The organism is Streptomyces sp. enrichment culture, assembly GCF_964273145.1.
Lineage (GTDB): Bacteria > Actinomycetota > Actinomycetes > Streptomycetales > Streptomycetaceae > Streptomyces.
Genome location: NZ_OZ186873.1, coordinates 639,265 through 658,626 on the forward strand (window position 1 = coordinate 639,265; position 19,362 = coordinate 658,626).

Genomic DNA, 19,362 nt, shown 5'->3' on the forward strand with positions numbered 1-19,362 from the left:
GGCCGGGCGAGGGGACGGCGGCCCCTCAGGCCGCCGTCCCCTCGCCTCCCCGGCGGTCCGCCGTCCTCGCCCCGCCGTCCCGGTGGAGCTGCGTCCCCGCCCCGCCGTCCCGGTGGATCGGCGTCCCGGTCCCGGTCAGCGGTACGCCCGTGCCGCCGTGGCGGGCCGCGACGATCTCGGCCGCGATGGACACGGCGGTCTCCTCCGGTGTGCGGGCGCCCAGGTCGAGGCCGATGGGCGATCTGAGCCGGGCCAGTTCCCGCTCGCCCAGTCCGGCTTCGCGCAGCCGCCGCCGGCGGTCCTCGTGGGTGCGGCGCGACCCCATGGCGCCGACGAACGCCACCGGCATGCGGAGCGCTTCCGTCAGCAGCGGTACGTCGAACCTGGCGTCGTGGGTGAGCACGCACAGCACCGTCCGCACGTCGGTCGGGGTACGCCGCAGGTAGCGGTGCGGCCAGTCGGCCACGACCTCGTCGGCCTCGGGAAAGCGGGCCCGCGTGGCGAAGACCGGGCGGGCGTCGCACACGGTCACGTGATGGCCGAGGAACTTGCCGACCCGCACCAGGGCCGCCGCGAAGTCGACCGCGCCGAAGACGATCATGCGGGGCGGTGGCAGGCTCGACTCGACGAACAGGGTCAGTCCGCCGGGGCAGTGCGTGCCGTCCTCCGAGAGCTCCACCGTGCCGGTGCGGCCGGCCTCCAGCAGGGCCCGGGCCTCGGCCGCCGCCGTGCGGTCCAGCTCCCGGTGGCCGCCGAGGGTGCCCTCGTACGATCCGTCCGCGCGGACGAGCAGGGCGTGGCCGAGGAGTCCGGGCGGGCCCTGGGCGACCCGGGCGAGGGCGGCCGGGGCGCCCAGGGCGGCGGCCGTCAGCGCCGCCTGGAACACCGGCCGGGCGGGTGAGTCCGCGCGAACCGGGGTGACCAGGACGTCGATGGTCCCGCCGCAGGTCAGCCCCACGGCGAAGGCGTCCTCGTCGCTGTAGCCGAACCGTTCGCGCACCGTCCGCCCGTCCTCCAGGGCCTGGACGCACAGGTCGTACACCGCGCCTTCGACGCAGCCGCCGGAGACCGAGCCGATCGCGGTGCCCTCGCCGTCGACGGCGAGGGCGGCGCCGGGACCGCGCGGCGCGCTGCCGCCGACGGCGACGACGGTGGCGACGGCGACGTCCCGGCCCCGCTCCAGCAGGCGTCCGAGCTCCCCGGCGAGGTCAAGCACGCGGGGCTCCCGCCGCCAGGACGCGGTCGGGCCGGATCGGCAGGTGGCGGTGGCGTACGCCGGTGGCGTGCCAGACGGCGTTGGCGATGGCCGCCGCCGCGCCGACGATGCCGACCTCGCCGACGCCCTTGATGCCGACCGGGTCCTCCGGGTCGCTGTCGTCCACCCAGTCGGCCTCGACGCGCGGCACGTCGGCGTGGGCGGCGACGTGGTAGCCGGCGAGGTCGGCGCCGTAGGGGTCGCCGGTGACGCGGTCGCGGACCGCCTCCTCGTGCAGGGCCATGGAGATGCCCCAGGTCATGCCGCCGACGAGCTGGTTGCGGGCGGTGAGCGGGTTGACGATGCGGCCCGCGGCGAAGATCCCGAGCATGCGGCGCACCCGCACCTCGCCGGTGGCGATGTCGACGGCGACCTCGGCGAACTGGGCGCCGAAGGAGTGCCGTTCCCTCTGGGCGAGGGCGCCGATGGCCTCGGTGGTGTCGGAGCGCACCGTGATGCCCTCCGGCGGGACCTCGCCGGCCGGGGCGAGCCGCTCGCGCAGTTCCCGGGCGGCCTGGGTGACCGCCCAGGACCAGGAGCGGGTGCCCATCGACCCGCCGGCGATCCAGGCGGGTCCGAAGGCGCTGTCGCCGATGCGCACCCGGACCCGCTCGGGGTCCGTCTCCAGCGCGTCGGCGGCGACCATGGTGAGGGCGGTACGGGCGCCGGTGCCGATGTCGGCCGCGGCGATCCGCACCGTGAAGGTGCCGTCCGGCTCGGCCGTCAGCGCCGCGGTGGAGGGCCCGGCGCCGACCGGGAAGGAGGCGGCGGCCGTGCCGGTGCCCAGCAGCCAGCGTCCGGCGCGGCGCACGCCGGGGCGCGGGTCGCGCTCCGCCCAGCCGAACCGGCGGGCGCCCTCCCGGAAGCAGGCGGCGAGGTTGCGGCCGGCGAACGGCAGCCCTGACACCGGCCCCCGTTCGGGCTCGTTGCGCAGGCGCAGTTCGATCGGGTCGACGCCGCACTTCTCGGCCAGTTCGTCGAGCGCCGACTCCAGCGCGAAGGAGCCGGGCGCCTCGCCCGGGGCGCGCATCCACGTCGGCGAGGGCACGTCGAGCCGTACCACCTCGTTGACCGTGCGGTGGGCGTCGGCGTCGTACATCACGCGGGCCGGGCCGGCGCTGGACTCGACGAACTCGTAGACGGTGGACGTCCGGCTGAGCGCGCGGTGCTCCAGCGCGCGCAGCCGTCCGTCGGCGTCGGCGCCGAGCCGGACCCGCTGGACGGTGGGGCTGCGGTGCCCTGCGAGGGAGAACATCTGACGCCTGGTCAGCACCACGCGGACCGGGCGCCGCAGGACGCTCGCGGCCATCGCGGCGGCCACCTGGTGGGCGCGGATGCCCTTGCTGCCGAAGCCGCCGCCGACGTGTTCGGAGCGCACCCGCACCGCGGACGGGTCGAGGGCGAACAGGTTCGCCAGTTCGCTCTGGACCCAGGTGGTGCCCTGGTTGGAGTCGACGACCTCCAGCCGTCCGCCGTCCCACCGGGCGGTCGCCGCGTGCGGCTCCATGGGGTTGTGGTGCTCTTCGGGGGTGGTGTACTCGGCGTCCACGACCACGGCGGACGCGGCGAGCCGGGCCTCCACGTCCCCCTTCTCCGTCACCGCCGGCATGTGCCCGTCCGCCGGGTAGGCGTCGGGGCGGCCGGCCGCGAAGGCGATGTCGTGCGGTTCCTCGTCGTAGTGGACGGTGAGGGCGTCGGCTGCCTCGCGGGCCTGCTCGGGCGTCTCGGCGACGACGAGCGCCACGGGCCAGCCCGCGTGCGGTATCCGGTCGTGCTGGAAGACGGCGGCGGTCGGGTCGGGGACGCCGAGCAGGCCGACGTAGTCGGTGGTCAGGCGCGGGGCGTTGCCGTGGTGGAGCACGGCGAGCACGCCCGGCATGCCGAGCACCGGGTCGGCGTCGACCGCGCGGATGCGGCCGCGGGTGACGGTGGACAGCACCAGCCAGCCGTGGGCGAGTCCGGTGAAGGGGATCTCCGCCGCGTAGCGGGCGGCCCCGGTGACCTTGTCGCGGCCCTCGACACGGGTGCGCGCGGTGCCGACGGAGCGCGGGGCGGCGGCCGGCCGGGTCGGGGCGGTGGTCATCGGGCGGCCTCCTCGGCGAGTTCGGTCAGGACGGCCACCGTGAGGTTGCGCATGAGGGTCACCTTGTATCCGTTGTCGGGCAGCGGCCTGGCCGCCGCGAGCTCGGCGTCGGCCGCGGCGGCGAAGGCGTCGGCGGTCGCCGGGGCGCCGGTCAGCGCCCGTTCGGCCGCGCGGGCCCGCCAGGGCCGCGACGCGACCGCGCCGAAGGCCAGCCGTACGTCGCCCACGACGCCGTCGGTGACGTCGAGCGCGGCGGCGACCGAGCCGATCGCGAAGGCGTACGAGGCGCGCTCGCGCACCTTGCGGTAGCGGGAGCGGGCGGCGACCGGGGCGGGCGGCAGGGTGACGCCGGTGATCAGGGCGCCCGGCGGCAGGGCCGTCTCGCGGTGCGGGGTGTCGCCGACGGGGAGGTAGAAGTCGGCGAGCGGCACCTGCCCCGGCCCGTCGGTGGTCTCGTACGTCACGACCGCGTCGAAGGCGGCCAGGGCCACACCCATGTCCGAGGGGTGGACGGCCACGCAGTGCCCGGAGGCGCCGAGGACGGCGTGGTTGTGGTGGACGCCCTCGACGGCGGGGCAACCGCTGCCGGGGACGCGCTTGTTGCAGGGCTTGGTCACGTCGGTGAAGTAGCCGCAGCGGGTGCGCTGGAGCAGGTTGCCGCCGACCGTGGCCATGTTGCGCAGCTGCCCCGAGGCGCCGGCCAGCACCGCCTGGGCGAGCGCCGGGTAGCGGCGGCGGACCTCGGGGTGGGCGGCGAGGTCGCTGTTGGTGACGGTGGCGCCGATGCGCAGGCCGCCGTCGTCAGTCGGTTCGATGTGGTCCAGGGGCAGGTCGCGGACGTCGACGAGCCGGGCGGGGCGTTCGACGCCGGTCTTCATCAGGTCGACGAGGTTGGTGCCGCCGCCGAGATAGCGCGCGTCCGGGTCGGCGGCGAGCAGCGCCACCGCGCCGGAGACGTCGGTGGCCCGCCGGTAGGCGAACTCCCTCATACGGCCGCCTCCTCGACGCCGGCGGCCCGTGCGACGGCCCGGACGATCGCCACGTACGCGCCGCAGCGGCACAGGTTGCCGCTCATCCGCTCCCGTATCTCCTCGGCGGTCAGGGGAGGCGGTCCCGCCTCGGGGCGCACGTCGTCGGTGGCGGCGCTCGGCCAGCCCGCCGCGTGCTCCTCGATGACCGCGACGGCCGAGCAGATCTGGCCCGGTGTGCAGTAGCCGCACTGGTAACCGTCGAGGTCGAGGAACGCCTGCTGCACCGGGTGCAGTTCCCCGCCGTCGGCGAGGCCCTCGATCGTGGTGATCTCGCGTCCCTCGGCCGCCACCGCCAGTTGCAGGCAGGACACCGTCCGGCGGCCGTCGAGCAGGACGGTGCAGGCACCGCACTGCCCCTGGTCGCAGCCCTTCTTGGTGCCGGTCAGATCGAGGCGCTCGCGCAGGGCGTCGAGCAGGGTGGTGCGGTGGTCGGCGGACAGCGTGTGCTTCTCGCCGTTGACGTGCAGGGTGATGGTGCTGTGGGTCGGCGAGGGGGCTGGACTCATGATCAGCCTTCCTTCCGTGCCCGGGCGGGGCGCTCTCCGGGCGGGCGGGTCGGGTCGGGTCGGAGGCGGGGGTGGGCAAGGGGCGGGGCGGTACAAGACGGTGACGGGCCCGCCGGCGGGCCCGCGGACGGGTCTGTGCGTGGGGCAGGGGCGGTGCGCGGCGGCGGGCCGGGACCACGGGGGCGGGGAAGCGAGCTCGTGACTTCCGGCCGCCGGGTGCCCGTGCCGGCCGCGTGCGCCGTATGGTGAGGCACAACCGGACAACTGTCCGTTCACCGGAAACGTAGTGGACAGTTGTCCGCTTAGCAAGGGCCGTAATTCGGCCACGAGTTCGCGAGGAGGACGCGTGCGGCAGCCGGAGAGAGGTTCTCCTCTGCGGACGGACGCGCAGCGCAACCGCGAGCGCATCCTGGAGGCGGCGCTGACCGAGCTGACGCGCTGCGCGGACGCTCCGCTGAGCGTGATCGCCAAGAAGGCGGGCGTCGGCCAGGGCACGCTCTACCGCAACTTCCCCAACCGCGAGTCGCTCGTCCTGGAGATCTACCGGTACGAGATGCAGCAGGTCGCCGACGCCGCGGCGCAGTTGCTGGCGACCCGGGAGCCCGAACGGGCGCTGCGCGAGTGGATGGACCGCCTGGCCCGTTTCGCCATGACCAAGGCCGGCCTGGCGGAAGCGATCCGCCAGGCCACCAGTGCGCCGGGCAGTCCCGCGAAGCCGGGACCCTCCCCGGTGGCGGCGGCCGCCGAACTCCTGCTCCGCGCCTGTGAGGAGGCGGGCGTCATCCGCCCCGGCGTGAGCGGCGACGACTTCTTCCTCGCCATCGCCGGCCTGTGGCAGCTCGACCCCCGCGAGGACTGGCAGCCACGCGCCGGCCGGTTGCTGGATCTCGTGATGGACGGGTTGCGGGCGGGGGCGGGCGGCCGCTGACAGCCGGCCGGAGGCCGGGCTGCCGCCGGTGGCAGCCCGGCCTCCGGCGGACGGCCGGGAACGGCGGGCCGCAGCACTGCCCGCCGCAGCGGTCTTGACGTGCGAATGACAACGATGGCTTGATGTGTTATGGGAGCGCTCCCACCCCCCCGGAAGAAGGGAACGTCATGCGCAGCACCCCTCCCCCACGCTTACCGATCCTCCCGATCCTCGGCCTGTTGGCCGCCCTGCTCCTGCCCTTCGGGGTGACGCTCGCCCCGCGCGCCGCGGCCGCACCGGCGGCGAAGGCGGCCGTGGACCCGGTGCGCATCATGCCGCTGGGCGACTCGATCACCGGCTCGCCGGGCTGCTGGCGGGCGGTGCTGTGGAACCGGCTGCTGAGCGCCGGGCACACGGACATCGACTTCGTCGGCACCCTCGGCCCCCAGGGCTGCGGTCAGGAGCACGACGGGGACAACGAGGGCCACGGCGGCGAGTTGGCGACCGTCGTGGCCGACCGGAACCTGCTTCCGGCACGGCTCGCCGCGACCCGTCCCGACATCGTTGTCATGCACTTCGGGACGAACGACGTCTGGAGCGACGTCCCCGCGGACCGCATCCTCGCCGCCTACACCAGGCTGGTGGAGCAGATGCGGGCCGACAATCCGGACATGAAGGTCCTCGTCGCGCAGATCATCCCCATGAACCCCGCCACCTGCGCGGAGTGCGCCCAGCGCGTCGTCGAACTCAACGCGCGCATCCCCGGCTGGGCCCGCGCGACGACCACCGATCGCTCCCCGGTGACCGTCGTCGACCAGTGGACCGGCTTCAGCACCGCCACCGACACCTACGACGGCGTACACCCCAACGCCTCCGGTGACGGCAAGATCGCCGCCCGCTGGTACCCGGCCCTGTCCGCGCTGCTCGACGCGGGCACACCGGGGGACCCCGGCGATCCGGGGGGTCCGGGCGACCCGGGCAGCGGCGAGCCCGCCTGCACCGCGTCCTTCCGGGCCGTCTCCACCTGGCAGGGCGGCTACCAGGGCGAGGTCACGGTGACCAACGCGTCCGCCGCGCCCGTCTCCGGCTGGACCGCCACCGTCGTACCGTCCGGCGGCGCACGGGTCACCCAGGTCTGGAACGGCGGCCTCACCACGGCCGCCGACGGCACGGCCACGGTCACCGCCGCGCCGTGGAACGGCACCCTCGCACCGGGAGCGAGCACCACCTTCGGCTTCGTCGCCGCCGTCCCCGGCGCGTCCGGCACCCCGTCGGCGGCCGTCGGCTGCACGGCACGGGCCGCCGCTTCCTGACCCCGCCCCCGCTCCTCCCGGTGAAGCCCCCACCCCCTCCGAGACCCCTCTCCCCTGGAGCCGCCATGAGATCCCCCACCGCCACCGTCCCCCGCCTGACCGCCGTCGTGGCCGCCGTGCTGGGGCTCCTCCTGCCCCTGCTCGCCCTCGGCACCCCGGCCCAGGCGGCGCCCACCGGATTCCGCGTCGAGAACGGCCGGCTGCTGGAGGCGTCCGGCAACGACTTCGTGATGCGCGGCGTCAACCACGCCCACGCCTGGTACCCGGACCGCATCGACTCCCTGGCCCACATCAAGGCCAAGGGCGCCAACACCGTCCGTGTGGTCCTCTCCAGCGGTGACCGCTGGACCCGCAACGACACCGCGGACGTGGCGAACGTCGTCGCCCAGTGCAAGCGGAACCGCCTGATCTGCGTCCTGGAGGTGCACGACACCACCGGGTACGGCGAACAGAGCGGAGCCGTCACCCTGTCCCGCGCCGCCGACTACTGGATCAGCGTGCGGAGCGCCCTGGCGGGCCAGGAGGACTACGTCATCGTCAACATCGGCAACGAGCCGTACGGCAACACCGGCTACACGGCCTGGACCGCCGACACCAAGGCGGCGATCCAGAAGCTGCGCGCCGCCGGGTTCCACCACACGATCATGGTGGACGCACCCAACTGGGGCCAGGACTGGGCGTTCACCATGCGCGACAACGCCGCCTCGGTGTTCGCCGCCGACCCCGACCGCAACACGCTCTTCTCGATCCACATGTACGGCGTCTTCGACACCGCCGCCGAGGTCGGCGACTACCTGAACCGCTTCGTGACCGCGAAACTCCCGATCGTGGTGGGCGAGTTCGGGCACGACCACTCGGACGGCAACCCCGACGAGGACGCGATCCTCGCGGTGACGCGGCAGCTCGGCCTCGGCTACCTCGGCTGGTCCTGGAGCGGCAACGGCGGCGGGGTCGAGTACCTGGACATGGTCACCGGCTTCGACCCGGACCGGCTCACCCCGTGGGGGCAGCGGCTCTTCGACGGCGCGAACGGCATCGCCGCCACGGCCGAGGAGGCCGCCGTCTACTCCGGCTCCGGCGGCGACACCACCGCCCCGACCGCCCCCGGGACCCCGGTCGCCTCGGCGGTGACGGCCTCGTCCGTGACCCTGTCCTGGTCCGCCGCCACCGACGCGACCGGCGTCACCGGTTACGACGTGGTCCGGATCGGCGGCGGGGAGGAGACCGTCGTCACCCGCACGACGGGCACCTCCGCCACGGTCACCGGCCTCGCCCCGGCCACCTCGTACACCTTCGCCGTCTACGCCCGCGACGCCGCCGGCAACCGCTCGCAGCGGTCCGGCACGGTGGCGGTGACCACCTCCTCCGGTGGCCCGGCGGCCGCGTGCGGGGTCGGCTACAAGGTCACGGGCCAGTGGCCCGGCGGCTTCCAGGGCGAGATCGTCCTGCGCAACACCGGTACCTCGGCGATCAACGGCTGGACCCTGCGCTGGACCTTCCCCGACGGCCAGCGCATCACCAACCTGTGGGGCGGCACGGCGGCACAGGACGGGGCGGAGGTCACCGTCACGTCCGCCCCCTACACCGCGTCCCTCCCCGCGGCGGGTTCCGTCACCCTCGGCTTCACCGCGTCCCGGGGAGCCGCGAACCCCGGCCCCACCGCGTTCACCCTCAACGGTTCCGCCTGCACGGTGGGCTGACGTCCGGGTCCCGGGTCCCGGGTCCCGGCCTCGCAATGGGCCGGGGCCCTCCCGGCCCGAAGGTGTCCCAGGTCCCAGGGCCGGGCCTGGACGACCACGACGGCGGCCGGAGCGGCGCCCCGGGCGAAGACCGCCGCCCTCACGAAGGCCGCCGACACCGCGGCGTCCACCGTTCGACCGTGTACGCCCACGCCCCGGCCGTCACCAGTCGATCACCACGGCCGCCCGGGCGCCGTCGCGGCGGGCGTCGACCCGGCGCGTGGGCGCGGACCGCGGGCCGCACCACCGGAACCGGTCTCCTCGGGCCGTCCCCGGAACCGGTACCGGCGTTCGGGCCGGCCGGCCGCGCCGTAACGCAGGGAGACGTCGGCGTCGCCGACGATGTGGAAGTACTCCAGGTAACGGCGCGCGCTCACGCGGGAGATGCCCGTCAGGGCCGCGCACTCGCTGGCGGACAGGGAGCCGTCGGCGGCGCGCAGGACGCGCTCGACCAGCGCGGCGGTCTCCGTGCTCATGCCCTTGGGCAGTTCCGGGACCGGCGGGGGCGGGGCGGGGGCTCCGGCCAGGACGCGGTCGACGTCGTCCTGGCCGCGCACGACCGCGCCGAGCCGCCGGTCCCGCCGGACGGCGTAACGCTCCAGGCGGGTCCGCAGGTCGTCGAAGTCGAAGGGTTTGAGCAGGTAGTCGACGACGCCGTGCCGGACGGCACCGCGCACCGCGTCCGCGTCGCGGGCGGCGCTGACGACCATGATGTCGCAGTCGTGCCCGGCCGAGCGCAGCCGGGGGACGACATCCAGGCCGAAGGTGTCCGGCAGGTACAGGTCGAGCAGCACCAGGCCGGGGCGGAGTTCGTCGACGGCGGCGACGGCCTGCTCGCCGGTGCCGGCGACGCCGACGACACGGAAGGGGGCGACGCGTTCGACGAACGCCCGGTGGATCCGGGCCACCATGAAGTCGTCGTCGACGACGAGCACGTCGATCACACCGGACGCACCGGACGTCCCGCCCGTGGCCGGTGCCTCCTGCGCGCTGGTCATCGAACCGCTCCTCCCGTTTCCTCCACGCCTCCCGCACCTCCCACCGGCACGCCGGCTCCGGTCCGGCGGCGCGACGAAGGGACGGCCGGTGCGCCGGACCGCCATGATGGCGCCCCCTCGCGGGGAAGAAAAGAGATACCGGGCGCCCCCGGGAAACCGTGACCTCAATGACCACAACCTCCATTGGTTCCGCAAGGCAGACAGTCCACGCGCGAACGGGCACCATGTGGCCCTCGTCCCCCGCTCCAGGACCTTCCTCACCGACAGACACGACCGACAGGTGGTGGCACTCGTGCGCCTGCGCACCCCCCTCGCCCTGCTCGGGGCCGCCGTGCTCGTCCTCGTGGGACCGCCGCTGCTCTCCGCCGGCGGCGACGCCGAGACCGGCACGCAGATCCCGGGCCTGCGCTTGATGGTCCCCAACACGCCCGGCGGCGGCTACGACATCACGGCCCGTACGGCCGCGAAGGACGCCGAGGACGCCGGCCTCACGCACAACATCGAGGTGTTCAACCTGCCCGGCGCCGGCGGCACCGTCGGGCTGAGCCGGCTGGTGAGCGAGCACGGCAACGGCAGGCTCGCGATGTCGATGGGCCTCGGCGTCGTCGGCGCCGTCCGCTCCAACCACGCCCCCAGGACGCTCGCCGACACCACCCCGATCGCCCGGCTCACCGAGGAACAGGACGTCGTGGTCGTCGGCAGGGACTCCCCGTACCGGACGATCGACGAGCTGATCGGCGCCTGGCGGAAGAACCCCGGCAAGCTCCCGGTGGGCGGCGGCTCCTCCCCCGGCGGGCCGGACCACCTCGCGCCGATGCTGATGGCGCGGGCCGCCGGCATCTCCCCCAAGGCGGTCAACTACATCCCCTTCGACGGCGGCGGCGAGCTGCTCGCCTCGATCCTCGGCGGCAAGGTCGCCTTCGGTGTCTCCGGCGTCGGCGAGTACTTGGACCAGATCAAGGCGGGCGAGCTGCGGGTGCTGGCGGTCACCGGCCCGGAGCGGGTGGCCGAGCTGAAGGACGCGCCGACGCTCAAGGAGTCCAGCTACGACGTGGACTTCACCAACTGGCGCGGCATCGTCGCCCCGCCCGGCCTGTCCGACGCCGAGCGGGACAAGCTGATCCGCCTGGCCGAGGAGCTCCACGACTCCCCCGAGTGGCGGAAGTCCCTGCAGCGCAACGGCTGGGACGACGCGTTCCTGACCGGGGAGGATTTCGGCGCGTTCCTGGACGCCCAGGACCAGCGCGTGGTGTCGGTACTGAAGGAGCTGGGACTGTGACGACACGGACGGACCGCGCGCCGGACGAGGGGATGACGGCCGGGCCGCGCCCGCGACCGCTCCCATGGCTGCGCGACCACTCCGAACTCGGCGTCTGCGCCCTGCTGCTGGCGCTCGGCGTTCTCGTCCTGACCGACGCGCTCGCGATGGACGTCGACATCGCCCAGCGCGGCCCGGTCGGCCCCAGGACCGTACCGGTCGCCGTCGGCACCGGCCTGCTCGTCATCGCGGCCCTGCTCGCCGTCGACGTCCTGCGCGGCGGCCGGGGCCAGGCCGAGGGCGGCGAGGACGTCGACCTGTCGGAACCCGCCGACTGGCGCACCGTGCTGCTGCTCGCCGGGATCTTCCTCGGCGCCGCCGTCCTCATCGAACCCGCGGGCTTCCCCGTCGCGGGCGCCCTGCTCTTCTGGGGCGCCGCCTTCGCCCTCGGCAGCCGCCGCCTCGACCGCGACCCGCTGATCGCGGCCGTGCTGTCCCTGGTCACCTACGCCGTCTTCGACAAGCTGCTCGGAGTGCCGCTGCCCGGCGGCCCGCTGATGGGAGTGGTGTGACGTGAACGCCCTGACCTCCCTCCTGGACGGCTTCGGCACGGCCCTCACCCCGCTCAACCTGCTGTGGGCCGCGCTCGGCGTGCTGCTCGGCACGGCGATCGGCGTCCTGCCGGGCATCGGCCCCGCGATGGCGGTGGCGCTGCTGCTGCCGGTGACGTACGGACTCGACCCGACCGGCGCGTTCATCATGTTCGCGGGCATCTACTACGGCGCGATGTTCGGCGGCTCGACCACCTCGATCCTGCTCAACACCCCCGGCGAGAGCGCCGCCGTCGTCGCGGCCATGGAGGGCAACCCCATGGCCAAGTCGGGACGCGGCGCACAGGCGCTCGCGGCCGCCGCCATCGGTCACTTCGCGGGCGGCCTGATCGGCACGGTCCTGCTGGTGGCGCTCGCGCCGACGGTGGCGGACCTGGCGGTGGACATCGGCGCGCCGGACTACTTCGCCCTGATGGTGCTGGCGTTCATCGCGGTGACGTCCGTGCTGGGCTCCTCCCGCGTCCGCGGTCTGGCCTCCCTGCTGATCGGCCTCACCATCGGCCTGGTCGGCCTGGACGGGATGACCGGGCAGCAGCGCCTGACCTTCGGGTCCCTTCAACTGGCCGACGGCATCGACGTGGTGATCGTCGCGGTCGGTCTCTTCGCGATCGGCGAGGCCCTGTGGGTCGCCGCCCACCTGCGGCGCCGGCCGGCCGAGCCGATCCCGGTGGGCCGGCCCTGGCTGGGCCGCGCCGACGTGCGGCGGACGTGGAAGTCCTGGCTGCGCGGCCCGTTCATCGGCTTCCCGTTCGGCGCGATCCCGGCGGGCGGCGCCGAGATCCCCACCTTCCTGTCGTACGTCGCGGAGAAGCGCCTGTCGAAGCACAAGGACGAGTGGGGCAAGGGCGCCATCGAGGGTGTCGCGGGCCCGGAGTCGGCCGCCTCGGCCTCGGCGGCGGGGACCCTGGTCTCCATGCTGACGCTCGGCCTGCCGACCACGGCGGTCGCGGCGGTGATGCTGGCCGCCTTCCAGCAGTACGGCATCCAGCCGGGTCCCCTGCTCTTCGAGCGCGAACCCGACCTGGTATGGGGCCTGATCGCGTCCCTCTTCGTCGGCATGGTGCTGCTGCTCGCCCTCAACCTTCCGCTGGCGCCCCTGTGGGCGAAGCTGCTGCGCGTCCCGCGCCCCCACCTCTACGCGGGCATCCTCTTCTTCGCGGCCGTCGGCGCCTACGCCGTCGGCGGCGAGGCCGTCGACCTGGTGATCCTGCTGGTCATCGGACTGGTCGGGTTCGGCATGCGGCGCTACGGCCTGCCGGTCCTGCCCGCCGTCATCGGCGTCATCCTCGGCCCGGGCGCCGAACAGCAGTTGCGGCGCGCCCTGCAGATCAGCGACGGCAGCGTCACGGGCCTGGTGAACACGCCGTTCGCGGTGACGGTGTACGCGGTGGTCGCGCTGCTGCTGGCGTGGCCGCTGGTGAGGCGAGTGACGAGCCGGGGCCGGACCGGCGCCTGACCTCCACCGACCGCCCCCGGCCGCCCCGATCTCCCTGGAACACCCCGGAACCCCTGGGTTGCTCAAAGGCCGGGGCGAGGGTGGACGGAACCCGGCCCCGGCCGGTCGAGCACCGCGCCCCACTGCCGACAGGCGCCGACTCCGCCGATCACGAGTCCGTACGCGCTCCCGTTCTCGGGCGAAGCGCGTCGACAAGGAGGTCGAGCAGGCGGTCGGTCCGCTCTTGGGAGGCGCCGTCCGCGATGGCGGCGAACACGCCGATGAACAGCGTGGTGACGTCGTCGGGGTCGATGTCCGCACGGAGGGTGCCCGCCGCGGCGCCCTGTTCGAGGAGGGTGGCGATCGTGGCGGTGACGCGCTCTCGCGAGGGGGCGGCGATGCGCCCGGAGGCGAATCCGGTGCACAGGGTGTCCATCATTCCGCGCTTGGTGGCCACGAAAGCGGCGTAGCGGCCCATCCAGGCCCGCAGGGCGATGTCGGCGGGGTGCCGGTCGAGCAGGGCCGGGACGCTCTCGGTGACGGCATCGAGTTCGGTGGCGTAGACGGCGTCGACGAGGTCTTCACGGGTGGGGAAGTGGCGGTACAGGGTCCCGATGCCGACGCCCGCCCGGCGGGCGATGGCCTCCAGCGAGACCGGGCTCTTTGCCGCGGCGAAGGCGGCCTGGGCCGCGGCGATGAGCTTGTCGCGGTTGCGCCGCGCGTCGCGGCGGACCGGCCGACCCGCGGGATCGGCCGGGTCCGGCGGGGTCTGAGACGGGGGCGTGGCGGGCCGACTCAAAGCGGAGGCTCCTCCGGTAGTGCTATGGTGGGTGTAACGGAGGATCCTCCGCTTCCTCCAGTCTCTCACGAGAGCAGGCAGCCATGACGTCTGGAACGACCCCGTCTGCAATGCCCCCCGCCTCCGAGACCGTTCCCGCCGCGGCTCCGTGCCCCGGAGGCACCGGCGTGCTGGCCGGCCGCACAGTGGCGCGCGTCGGGTACGGCGCGATGCAGCTGGAACGCCTGCACGACGACCGGGCCGCGGCCATCGCACTGCTGCGCCACGCGATCGACCTCGGCGTCGACCACGTGGACACCGCCGAGTTCTACGGCAACGGCTTCGTCAACGACGTCATCCGCGAGGCGCTGCGGCCCGAGGACGACGTGCTGATCGTCAGCAAGGTCGGCGCCGTCTCCGACCCCGGCGGCCCGTTCCCGCTGAGGGTGGCGCAACGCCCCGAGGAACTGCGCGCCGGCGTCGAGGCGAACCTCGCCACGCTCGGGGTGGAGCAGATCCCGGTGGTCAACCTCCGCCGCATGGACGCCGGGATGACGATCCCCTTCCCGGACGACCAGGCGGTCGACCTCGACGACCAGCTCGCGGAGCTGACCGCACTGCGCGACGCGGGCAAGATCGGCGCCATCGGACTGAGCAGCGTCTCCCCGGACGTGCTGCGCCGCGCCCTGCCGGCGGGCGTCGTGTGCGTGCAGAACCCCTATAGCCTCGTGGCCCGCGACGACGAGGACCTGCTCGAGCTCTGCGCCGCGGAGCAGATCGCCTGGGTGCCCTACTTCCCCCTGGGCGGGGCGCTCCCGGGCATGGCGAAGGTGACCGACGAGCCCGCCGTGCTCGCCGCCGCGGACCGCCTGGGGTGCACCCCGGCGCAGGTCGGCCTGGCCTGGCTGCTGCACCACAGCCCCCAGACCCTCCTCATTCCGGGCACTGCCACCACCGGCCACCTCGAAGCGAACCTGGCGGCGGGCTCGATCATCCTCGACGACGAGACCCTCACCGCACTCGACGCGATCCCCCCGCGGCCTTCCACCGCCCCGCTCCACTGACCGGCCCGGCCGGCCCTCACCTCTCGCGGCCGGCCCCCGGGGCCACCCGCGCCGCGAGCGGCCACCCCCCCCTCCCCTCGGTAGCGTCCCGGCTGGTGTGGCTGTCCTCCTTCGGAGGTCGGCCACACCTACGACGAGGCGGGCACCGTGCAGAAGGCGATGTACCGCACGTTCCTGCGGGCCATCTACGCCGCGCCGGGAAAAAGGGGCAGCCGCCCGGGCCGCACCCGCCCCCTCGCCGCTCTCTTCGTGACGGCAGGCCAAGCCGGGGACGCACCCGCCTTCGAAGCCATCATGGGCCGGATCCGGGTTCCTCGGACCGGTCCCGGAAGGCCCAGAACGCGACCCGCGACAGTCCTCGCGGACCGGGCTTACTCCTCCCTCACGATCCGCGGGCATCTTCGCCGTCGCGGCATCCGGGCAGTCACCCCGCAGCCTGCTGACCAGACCGGTCACCGCCCGCCGCACGGGCGACGTGGCCTGGCCATGCGGACGGACAAACTTGCCATTGCCTTCCAGGCCGCCCTCCACCTCACCGCCATCCTGATCTGGACCCACGGCTGACGAAGCTGCGACGAAGCAGCTAGGGTCTTTCGTTTGGATCATGCCGGGCTCGCGGGGCCTGGTGCCGTGTCTCGCCGCGTCGTCGTCGGTTGCCATGGCGCCCTCCTCCGCCTTGCGATGCACGGCACCAGGTCCCGCTCCCTGATCCGACCTGATCCAAACGAAAGACCCTAGGAGGCCCCGTCTCCCTCGACGTTGGCGATCATCGTGCGCAGCACCTTGAGCGCGGCCACGTACTCCTCGTCGCTGATGCCCCGGTGGACCTCCGCGCGCAACTCCGTGGCCAGCTCGCGCAGCCGGACCCTGGCGGTTTCGCCGGCCTCGGTGAGGTGCAGCTTCTGTCCGGCGTCGATCCGCAGCCAGCCGCGGTGCAGCAACTGGTCGATGACCCGAGGGATCTCGTGCTGCCCGCCCACAAGGGGGGTCAGCTGGGCGATCACCACTTCACGGCTGGGTGCCGTGGGCCCGCCGGTCACTCGGTTGAGTACCCAGTACTGCGGCTGGGTGACATCGATCCTGGCCATGGCGTCACGCAGACGCCGGGTCACAGCCTCGTGGACGAGGCCGGCCCAATAGCCGACGGGCTGGCTGGCCAACATGTCGTCCGTGGCGGCCGGATCAGCCGGCGCCTGGTCGGTGATGCTGCCGCTTAACGGTTTCATGATCGCGACATTACGCCCCCGTCGTACACATGGACACCGTGGAACGCGGACGCTGGAACTCCGCTCCAAGCACTGCGCGGCCCGGCCGGGCACACCGGAGGACTCACCACCGCTACCGAGCCACCCCGTCTCGCCCGTGGTTCGTACCGCCTCGGCGCCGACCGAAGAGTCAGGTCCTGGGTCAGGCCAGGAAAGCTGGGCCGTACCTTGCGGTCGGGGTTTGTCCCGGCTGGTGCTCGCCCGCCTCCGTCGAGAGAACCGTCCAGGTACCTGATCGCACCCTTCACGCGATGCGTCATCGGAAAAGTATCGGCCCGAACTTGCTCCGGGGAACGTGCAGGCCAGGGACTTCTCCCGTGCAACACAGGGAGCAGCGGACACATGGCGCTCACCTTCCGGCCGCACAGCCGGATCACCGCTGCGGCACCTCGGCGTCGGATCCGCCCTTCACGGGCGGGTGAGGACGCGTTCTCCCGGGTGCCGAGCCGTTGACGTGGTCGCGGTCGAACCGGGCGTACCGCGCGGGCAGGTCCGGGCGGAGCAGGAGCGCGAACGGTGGCACCGACCCCACGGTGGGCCCGGTCGGCCGGAACGAGAAACCGGCGGACCAGGCGGGCCTGGATCAGACCGTGTGACCCGGACGCGGTCAGATCACGCTCCGAGGAACGACAGCCGGACCTTCCGGTCGGGGTTGTCCCGGTTGGTGTCCACCAGGCACACCGACTGCCACGTTCCCAGTTCCAGCCGTCCGCCCAGGACCGGCAGGGTCGCGTGCGGCGGGACGAAGGCGGGCAGGACGTGGTCGCGGCCGTGGCCGGGGCTGCCGTGGCGGTGCTGCCAGCGGTCGTCGGCGGGCAGGAGGGTGTGCAGGGCGGCCAGGAGGTCGTCGTCGCTGCCCGCGCCCGTCTCGATGACGGCGATCCCGGCCGTGGCGTGCGGGACGAAGACGTTGAGGAGGCCGTCGCGGCCGGCGGCCGTCTCGCGCAGGAAGGACTCGCAGTCGCCGGTGATGTCGACGACCCTCTCCCGGGAGCCGGTGGCGACGTTCAGGACTCGGGTGGTGAAGGCATCTGACATGGTTCCCATCCTGACGCATGCGCCGGGTTCCGACCGGGAGGGGCCGGACAGGGGGTGGGAAGATCCATGGCCGGGACGCTGTTGGTGGAAACGTGAACAACGCGCATGAGGTCGAGGTCGTCGTCGTCGGCGCGGGCCAGGCGGGCCTGTCCGCCGCCTTCCACCTGCGGCGCACGAGGTGGGAGCCGGAGCGCGACTTCGTCGTGCTCGACCGCTCCCCCGGCCCCGGCGGCGCGTGGCAGTTCCGCTGGCCGTCGCTGACGTACGGCAGGGTGCACGGCATGAACTCCCTGCCGGGGATGGAACTGACCGGCGCCGACCCCGCGCGACCCTCCGCCGAGGTGGTCTCCGAGTACTTCGCCGCGTACGAGCGCGCCTTCGGCCTGCGGGTGCGGCGGCCCGTCGACGTGCGGGCGGTGCGCGAAGGGGACCGTGGCCGGCTGCTGGTGGAGACGTCGGCCGGGGCGTGGGCGACGCGGGCGCTGATCAACGCGACCGGTACCTGGGACCGGCCGTTCTGGCCGCGTCATCCGGGCCAGGAGACGTTCCGGGGGCGCCAGCTGCACACCGCGCAGTACACAGGGCCGGAGGAGTTCGCCGGTCGGCGGGTGGTCGTGGTCGGCGGGGGCGCCTCGGGCACGCAGCACCTGCTGGAGATCGCCCCGTACGCCGCGGCCACCACGTGGGTGACCCGGCGTCCGCCCGTGTTCCGGGAGGAACCGTTCGACGAGAACGCCGGCCGGGCGGCGGTCGCGCTGGTGGAGGAGCGGGTGCGGCGGGGACTGCCGCCCGAGAGTGTGGTGTCGGTGACCGGACTGCCGCTGAACGACGCGATCCGGCGGGGCATCGCGGACGGGGTCCTGGACCGGCGGCCCCTGTTCGAGCGGATCACGCCCGAGGGGGTGGAGTGGGCGGACGGGCGGCGCGTGGCGGCCGACGTCATCCTGTGGGCGACCGGGTTCCGGGCCGCCCTCGGCCACCTGGCGCCGCTGCGCCTGCGCGAGCCGGGCGGCGGCATCCGCGTGGAGGGGACGCGCGCGGTCACCGATCCGCGGGTCCACCTGGTCGGCTACGGGCCGTCGGCCAGCACCATCGGCGCCAACCGGGCGGGCCGCGCGGCCGTACGGGACATCAGGCGGCTGCTGACGGCTGGAGCGGGGGCGGTCGCCGCGTGAGGCCGCGCCGGGTCAGCGGGCCGTAGCGGACGCGCTGCGCTGCTGGCGGTTGAACTCCTCGACGTTGCGCTGGTGTTCTCGGTAGTCGGCGGTGAACCGGGTGTCGCCCGGCTTGACCGTGACGAAGTACAGCCAGTCGCCCGGCGCCGGGCTGATCGCGGCGCGCATCGCGGCCTCGCCCGGGTTGTCGATGGGCGTGGGCGGCAGCCCCATGCGCTGGTAGGAGTTGTACGGGCTGTCGATCCGCGTGTCCTTGACCGTCGCCCGCAGCGTGGAGCGGTTCAGCGCGTAGTTGAGGGTGGAGTCCATCTGGAGCGGCATGCCGCGCTCCAGGCGGTTGAGGATCACCCGGGCGACCTTGCCCATGTCCGCCTCGTCGGCGGCCTCGGCCTGCACGATGCTGGCGACGGTGACCGCCTGGTAGGCGTTCATGGCGTTGCGCCGGGCGCCGGCGGTGACGGGGGCGCCGTTGAACTTCTTGTCGGCCGTGTCGACCATGGCGGTCAGCAGTCTCTCCGGCGTGGCCTTCCCGCCGAGCGGATACGTCGCCGGGAAGAGGTAGCCCTCGGGATTGCCCCCCGCGTCGCTCGGCAACTTCAGGCGCGCCTTGGCGAGGGACTTCCGGGTGGTTCCGGGCGGTAGGGCGAGGGCCTTGTCGACGGCCCGGTAGACCTGGCTCGCGCGCCATCCCTCGGGGATCACCAGGGAGGTCGGCCGGGCCTCCTCGCCGCCCAGGAGCAGCAGTGGCACCGCCACGGCGGCGCCGGCCACGACGGCTCCGGTCGCGATCAGGACGAGGCGACCGCGACGCGTCAGCCGGATCGTGCTCCTCACGCTCGCCGTGGTCGCCGTGCTCCGTGACGGGCTGTTCATCTGCATGCGGGCACGGTAACCCTCGAATCACCG

At 73.9% G+C, this 19,362-nt stretch carries 17 protein-coding genes and 1 pseudogene; 9 read left to right on the plus strand and 9 right to left on the minus strand.

Annotation, left to right across the window (positions count from 1 at the left end; translation table 11 throughout):
• Positions 1–25 precede the first annotated feature (25 nt).
• The 4 genes from ACSU6Z_RS02895 to ACSU6Z_RS02910 are packed head-to-tail and all read right to left on the minus strand — an operon-like array spanning position 26 to position 4,875.
• The gene (locus ACSU6Z_RS02895; RefSeq protein WP_437042549.1) at positions 26–1,216 is read right to left on the minus strand and encodes an XdhC family protein; all 1,191 of its coding nucleotides are present in this window, start codon (positions 1,214–1,216) and stop codon (positions 26–28) included.
• Complete coding sequence (locus ACSU6Z_RS02900) at positions 1,209–3,338, minus strand: xanthine dehydrogenase family protein molybdopterin-binding subunit (RefSeq protein WP_437042551.1); 2,130 nt, start codon at positions 3,336–3,338, stop codon at positions 1,209–1,211. The genes ACSU6Z_RS02895 and ACSU6Z_RS02900 overlap by 8 nt, the downstream gene beginning before the upstream one ends.
• Entirely contained in the window at positions 3,335–4,327 is a 993-nt protein-coding gene (locus tag ACSU6Z_RS02905) for an FAD binding domain-containing protein (protein ID WP_437042553.1), read from the minus strand. Before ACSU6Z_RS02905 ends, ACSU6Z_RS02900 begins: the two co-directional genes overlap by 4 nt.
• Positions 4,324–4,875, minus strand: coding sequence for a (2Fe-2S)-binding protein (locus ACSU6Z_RS02910; RefSeq protein ID WP_437042555.1), 552 nt, complete (start codon positions 4,873–4,875; stop codon positions 4,324–4,326). The genes ACSU6Z_RS02905 and ACSU6Z_RS02910 overlap by 4 nt, the downstream gene beginning before the upstream one ends.
• Positions 4,876–5,221: 346 nt before the next feature.
• Between ACSU6Z_RS02910 and ACSU6Z_RS02915 the strand changes: the two genes are divergently transcribed.
• From ACSU6Z_RS02915 to ACSU6Z_RS02925, 3 genes are all read left to right on the plus strand, one after another.
• Entirely contained in the window at positions 5,222–5,803 is a 582-nt protein-coding gene (locus ACSU6Z_RS02915) for a TetR/AcrR family transcriptional regulator (protein ID WP_437042556.1), read from the plus strand.
• Positions 5,804–5,970: 167 nt separating this feature from the next.
• Complete coding sequence (locus tag ACSU6Z_RS02920) at positions 5,971–7,095, plus strand: GDSL-type esterase/lipase family protein (protein WP_437042558.1); 1,125 nt, start codon at positions 5,971–5,973, stop codon at positions 7,093–7,095.
• A 65-nt stretch (positions 7,096–7,160) separates the two neighbouring features.
• Positions 7,161–8,795, plus strand: a complete 1,635-nt coding sequence (locus ACSU6Z_RS02925; RefSeq protein WP_437042560.1) for a cellulase family glycosylhydrolase — start codon at positions 7,161–7,163, stop codon at positions 8,793–8,795.
• A 212-nt stretch (positions 8,796–9,007) separates the two neighbouring features.
• Here ACSU6Z_RS02925 and ACSU6Z_RS02930 read toward each other — a convergent pair whose 3' ends face one another.
• Complete coding sequence (locus ACSU6Z_RS02930) at positions 9,008–9,832, minus strand: response regulator (protein ID WP_437042562.1); 825 nt, start codon at positions 9,830–9,832, stop codon at positions 9,008–9,010.
• 292 nt (positions 9,833–10,124) lie between these two features.
• Here ACSU6Z_RS02930 and ACSU6Z_RS02935 point away from each other — a divergent pair, with 292 nt between their 5' ends.
• Genes ACSU6Z_RS02935 through ACSU6Z_RS02945 form a run of 3 tightly spaced genes read left to right on the plus strand, consistent with a single transcriptional unit; the run spans position 10,125 to position 13,157 of the window.
• Positions 10,125–11,111 carry a Bug family tripartite tricarboxylate transporter substrate binding protein gene (locus ACSU6Z_RS02935; RefSeq protein ID WP_437050160.1) on the plus strand — a complete coding sequence of 329 codons (987 nt, stop codon included), beginning with the start codon at positions 10,125–10,127 and terminating at the stop codon, positions 11,109–11,111.
• The gene (locus ACSU6Z_RS02940; RefSeq protein WP_437042565.1) at positions 11,108–11,662 is read left to right on the plus strand and encodes a tripartite tricarboxylate transporter TctB family protein; all 555 of its coding nucleotides are present in this window, start codon (positions 11,108–11,110) and stop codon (positions 11,660–11,662) included. The genes ACSU6Z_RS02935 and ACSU6Z_RS02940 overlap by 4 nt, the downstream gene beginning before the upstream one ends.
• 1 nt (position 11,663) lies before the next feature.
• Entirely contained in the window at positions 11,664–13,157 is a 1,494-nt protein-coding gene (locus ACSU6Z_RS02945; RefSeq protein ID WP_437042567.1) for a tripartite tricarboxylate transporter permease, read from the plus strand.
• A 148-nt stretch (positions 13,158–13,305) separates the two neighbouring features.
• Here the strand turns inward: ACSU6Z_RS02945 and ACSU6Z_RS02950 are convergent, their stop codons facing one another.
• Complete coding sequence (locus ACSU6Z_RS02950; protein WP_437042568.1) at positions 13,306–13,935, minus strand: TetR/AcrR family transcriptional regulator; 630 nt, start codon at positions 13,933–13,935, stop codon at positions 13,306–13,308.
• A 110-nt stretch (positions 13,936–14,045) separates the two neighbouring features.
• Between ACSU6Z_RS02950 and ACSU6Z_RS02955 the strand changes: the two genes are divergently transcribed.
• Both ACSU6Z_RS02955 and ACSU6Z_RS02960 read left to right on the plus strand, forming a co-directional pair.
• Positions 14,046–14,978: an aldo/keto reductase gene (locus ACSU6Z_RS02955; protein WP_437042570.1), complete on the plus strand. Its 933-nt coding sequence runs from the start codon at positions 14,046–14,048 to the stop codon at positions 14,976–14,978.
• A 219-nt stretch (positions 14,979–15,197) separates the two neighbouring features.
• A pseudogene (locus tag ACSU6Z_RS02960) lies at positions 15,198–15,542 on the plus strand (transposase); the annotation flags it as partial.
• A 170-nt stretch (positions 15,543–15,712) separates the two neighbouring features.
• Here ACSU6Z_RS02960 and ACSU6Z_RS02965 read toward each other — a convergent pair.
• Both ACSU6Z_RS02965 and ACSU6Z_RS02970 read right to left on the minus strand, forming a co-directional pair.
• Positions 15,713–16,204 (minus strand): MarR family winged helix-turn-helix transcriptional regulator, encoded by a 492-nt coding sequence (locus ACSU6Z_RS02965; protein ID WP_437042571.1) that lies wholly within the window; start codon positions 16,202–16,204, stop codon positions 15,713–15,715.
• 651 nt (positions 16,205–16,855) lie between these two features.
• Complete coding sequence (locus ACSU6Z_RS02970) at positions 16,856–17,281, minus strand: secondary thiamine-phosphate synthase enzyme YjbQ (protein WP_437042573.1); 426 nt, start codon at positions 17,279–17,281, stop codon at positions 16,856–16,858.
• A 92-nt stretch (positions 17,282–17,373) separates the two neighbouring features.
• On the opposite strand from ACSU6Z_RS02970, the gene ACSU6Z_RS02975 reads away from it, so the two are divergent.
• Positions 17,374–18,456, plus strand: a complete 1,083-nt coding sequence (locus tag ACSU6Z_RS02975; RefSeq protein WP_437042575.1) for an NAD(P)-binding domain-containing protein — start codon at positions 17,374–17,376, stop codon at positions 18,454–18,456.
• A 12-nt stretch (positions 18,457–18,468) separates the two neighbouring features.
• Here ACSU6Z_RS02975 and mltG read toward each other — a convergent pair whose 3' ends face one another.
• A complete protein-coding gene (mltG, locus tag ACSU6Z_RS02980; protein WP_437042576.1) occupies positions 18,469–19,335 on the minus strand; it encodes an endolytic transglycosylase MltG in 867 nt (288 codons plus the stop codon).
• Positions 19,336–19,362 lie beyond the last annotated feature (27 nt).